At 68.5% G+C, this 4,286-nt stretch carries 2 protein-coding genes; one reads left to right on the plus strand and one right to left on the minus strand.

Translation table 11 applies throughout. From position 1 onward, the window contains the following. Positions 1-81: 81 nt before the first annotated feature. Positions 82-1,524, minus strand: coding sequence for a CCA tRNA nucleotidyltransferase (locus tag ACFC09_RS45775; RefSeq protein ID WP_376539103.1), 1,443 nt, complete (start codon positions 1,522-1,524; stop codon positions 82-84). 257 nt (positions 1,525-1,781) lie between these two features. On the opposite strand from ACFC09_RS45775, the gene ACFC09_RS45780 reads away from it, so the two are divergent. Further along, positions 1,782-4,148, plus strand: a complete 2,367-nt coding sequence (locus tag ACFC09_RS45780) for a DUF6049 family protein (RefSeq protein WP_376539105.1) — start codon at positions 1,782-1,784, stop codon at positions 4,146-4,148. The last annotated feature ends 138 nt before the right edge of the window (positions 4,149-4,286 follow it).

Genomic DNA, 4,286 nt, shown 5'->3' on the forward strand with positions numbered 1-4,286 from the left:
ATGTTTCACGTGAAACATCGCGGCTCGCCGCATCAGGAACGGGGTGATGTTTCACGTGAAACATCACCCCGTTCCACAGGCTCAGTCCTGCTCGGCCCACCATTCCTTGAGTGCCGCCACGGCCGCGTCGTGCTCCATCGGGCCGTTCTCCAGCCGAAGCTCCAGCAGATATTTGTAGGCATTGCCGATCACCGGGCCAGGTCCGACTCCGAGGACCTCCATGATCTGGTTGCCGTCGAGGTCCGGCCGGATCGCGTCGAGCTGTTCCTGCTCCTGAAGCTGAGCGATGCGCTCCTCCAGTCCGTCGTACGCCCGGGACAGCGCGACCGCTTTCCGCTTGTTCCGGGTGGTGCAGTCGGAGCGCGTCAGCTTGTGGAGACGGTCGAGAAGGGGGCCGGCGTCGCGGACGTAGCGACGCACCGCCGAGTCCGTCCACTCCCCGGTGCCGTAGCCGTGGAAGCGGAGATGGAGTTCGACCAGCCGGGAGACGTCCTTCACCAGGTCGTTGGAGTACTTCAGTGCCGTCATCCGCTTCTTCGTCATCTTCGCCCCGACCATCTCGTGGTGGTGGAACGAGACCCGACCGTCCTTCTCAAACCGGCGGGTGCGCGGCTTGCCGATGTCATGGAGCAGGGCGGCCAGCCGGAGCGTCAGGTCAGGCCCTTCGTCCTCCAGGGCGACCGCCTGCTCCAGGACGATCAGTGTGTGGTCGTAGACGTCCTTGTGCCGGTGGTGCTCGTCGCGCTCCAGGCGCAGGGCCGGCAACTCGGGCAGGACGTGGTCCGCGAGACGCGTGTCGACGAGCAGGGCCAGGCCCTTGCGCGGGTGAGCGGAGAGGATCAGTTTGTTCAGCTCGTCCCGGACACGCTCAGCCGAGACGATCTCGATACGGTCGGCCATCTCCTTCATCGCCCGGACGACCTCGGGGGCGACCTCGAAGTCGAGCTGGGCGGCGAAACGGGCGGCCCGCATCATCCGCAGCGGATCGTCGGAGAAGGAGTCCTCGGGGGTGCCTGGTGTACGCAGCACGCGCTCCGCGAGATCCTCAAGGCCGCCGTGCGGGTCGATGAACTCCTTCTCCGGCAGGGCCACGGCCATCGCGTTGACCGTGAAGTCGCGCCGGACCAGATCGTCCTCGATGGAGTCGCCGTACGACACCTCGGGCTTACGGGACGTCCTGTCGTACGCCTCCGACCGGTAGGTGGTCACCTCGATCTGGTAGCCGTCCTTCTGGGCACCGACCGTGCCGAAGGCGATCCCGACCTCCCACACGGCGTCCGCCCACGGCCGCACGATCTTGAGGACGTCCTCGGGGCGGGCGTCGGTAGTGAAGTCCAGATCGTTGCCGAGCCGACCGAGCAGCGCGTCCCGTACCGAACCGCCGACCAGGGCGAGCGAGAACCCGGCCGCCTGGAAACGGCGGGCAAGATCATCGGCGACGGGGGCCACCCGCAGTAGCTCGCTCACCGCGCGCTGCTGCACCTGGCTCAAGGGAGTGGGAGAGTCTTCGTTGGCGTTCGGCACAACAGAAGAGGGTACGTGTCCCTGACCACCGGAAGCGCCTCCATTGAGCCCCGGCGAACATCTCCGTCCGTACCTGTGCAAGGGCAGCCATCACCCCGTAATCGCACTTTCCTCTTGATACAGAGTATGCGGGACGGACCGCCCCGGTTCCCCGATCTTGTGAGGTGGACCGCGGCACTTCCCCTCAGCGCGCATCGTTACCATGCGTGGACGCACATTGCGACGACCACTGACGACGACGAGGGACGGGCGAGCGCGTGGCCGAGGCGGCAGACTTCCAGGGGACGGCTCCCTCACCTGCCCGCCGGTGGCTGCGGCGCACCGGGGCGCTGCTCACCGGTGTGCCCCTGCTGGCGGGTGTGCTCCAGCTGCCCGCGGCGGCGCCCGCACAGGCCGCCTCCTCCGCGGGCACCGTGTCGGTCGCCGTGGACTCGCTCACACCCAGCGCGCCCACCGAAGGGGACACGCTGACCGTGTCGGGCACGGTGACCAACCAAGGCAAGCAGGCGGTCACCGACGCCCATGTGGGACTGCGCGTGGGCGCGTCGCTGACCACCCGCTCCGCCATCGACAGCGTTGCTGAGCGGTCCACTGACCCCCAGGGGATCTTCGGCTCCGAAGTCGGCGACAAGTACATCGAGAACTTCGCCAAGCTCACTCCGGGCGTCGCCGAGCCCTTCACCATCGCCGTGCCCGTCGACCAGCTCGACCTCGGTCAGGACGGCGTCTACGAGTTCGACGTCTCCCTCTCCGGCCAGACCTCCGCTCAGCCCTGGGAGCAGGTCCTGGGCATCCGGCGGACGTTCCTGCCCTGGCAGCCGGCGGAGGCCGGCACCCGGACGAAGACGACGTTCCTGTGGCCGCTGATCTCCACCGTCCACATGACAGCGAAGACCGGTCCCGGTGAGCACCAGACTCCGGTCTTCCTCAATGACGACCTCGCCACGGAGATCTCCCCCGGCGGCCGCCTGAATCAGCTGGTGGCGCTCGGCAAAGGACTGGACGTCACCTGGGTGATCGATCCGGACCTGCTGGCCTCGGTGGACGCGATGACGCGCAACTACCAGATCCAGGGCGACAACGGCACCACCACGGCCGGCACTCACCAGGCGGTGGCCAAACAGTTCCTCTCCGACCTGCAGAAGGCGGTGGCCGACAAACAGGTCGTCGCCCTGCCCTTCGGTGACCCGGATCTGGCCTCCCTCGCCCACAACGGCACGAGCGTCACGGGCTCGCTCAGCCATCTCAAGGACGCCACGGACGTCGCGGCCACCACAGTCCAGACAGTGCTTCACGTCACACCGAGCACCGATTTCGCATGGCCGGTGGACGGCGCCGTGGACCCGTCGATCATCAAGGTGGCCACGTCCGCGGGCGCGGACAAGGTGATCGCCCGCAGCGACAGCCTCCAGGAGACCGGTGGCCTGCCCTACACGCCCTCCGCGGCCCGTCCGATCGGCGGCGGCACCACGGCAGTCGTCGCCGACGCGCGGCTGTCGACGGCGTTCAAGGGCGATCTGACGAAGGCGGGCCCGGCCACGCTCGCCGTGCAGAAGTTCCTGGCGCAGAGCCTCGCGCTCAACACCCAGACGACGAAGCAGCGCAGCATCGTCGTCGCCCCGCAGCGCATGCCGACCGCGAGCCAGGCCCAGGCGATGGCCCAGGCGGTCATCGCGCTGGAGGGCTCGAACTGGTCCCAGTCGCAGGAGCTGACGGCCGCGGCCAAGGCCAAGCCCGACCCGGGCGCCACCACGAAGATCCCCTCCACGTCCGCCTACCCTTCCTCGCTGCGCAAGAAGGAACTGCCGCGGGCGGCCTTCGAGCAGATCGCACGCACACAGGACAAGCTCGACAACTTCCAGGTGATCCTCACCGACAGGTCCCGCGTGGTGACCCCCTTCGGACGGGCCATAAACCGGGAGATGTCCACGTCCTGGCGCGGCAAGAGCCGTGCGGCGGACGGCTTCCGGCAGGGCGTGGAAGCCTGGCTCGACGAACTCATCGACCAGGTCAAACTGATCGACAAGTCGGAGACGAAGCTCTCCGGCCGCAGCGCCACCATCCCGGTCACCGTCCAGAACAACCTGGTGCAGGGCGTCGACCGCCTGGTCCTGCGGCTCACCTCGACCATGCCGACCCGCCTCAGCGTCGGCGGCAAGGCATACACGGAACAGCCCGTCGACGTCTCCGGCGGCCACAGCCAGTCCGTGAAATTCACCACCTCGGCCAATGCCAACGGCAGGGTCACCGTCATCGCCCAGCTCTACACGGAGGACGGCCAGGAGTACGGCGCTCCGGTCAGCTTCGACGTGAAGGTCACCGAGGTCACCCCCACCGTCATGCTGGTCATCGGTGGCGGCGTGCTGCTCCTCGTCCTCGCCGGCTTCCGGATGTACACGCAGCGCAAGCGCAAGGCGGCCCGGCAGGCCGAAGAGAGCGGATCCGGCACCCCGGGGGAGAAGCCGGAGGAGCCGGAGAACCCCGAGGGCCCCGGGGACCGTCTCCAGGAGGAGTCCGACGCCCGTTCCGGGGCCGGTGACCCGGAGCAGCCGAGTGACCCGACACCGGACACCGCATCGGAAAGCGTCGACCCGTCCGCAGCGGGTGAGAGAGTGGACCGTTGAGCGATGTCGTGGCCGGTGGGCCCGGGGACGATGAGGTGGGGTAACCATGAACGCGCCGTACGACGGTGACCGTGGCCAGGGCTCGGGCGGGGGGGCCGGGCGACCCCCACCCCCCCCCCCCCCCCCCCCCGGGGCCCC

This window comes from Streptomyces sp. NPDC056161 (assembly GCF_042268025.1).
GTDB lineage: Bacteria > Actinomycetota > Actinomycetes > Streptomycetales > Streptomycetaceae > Streptomyces.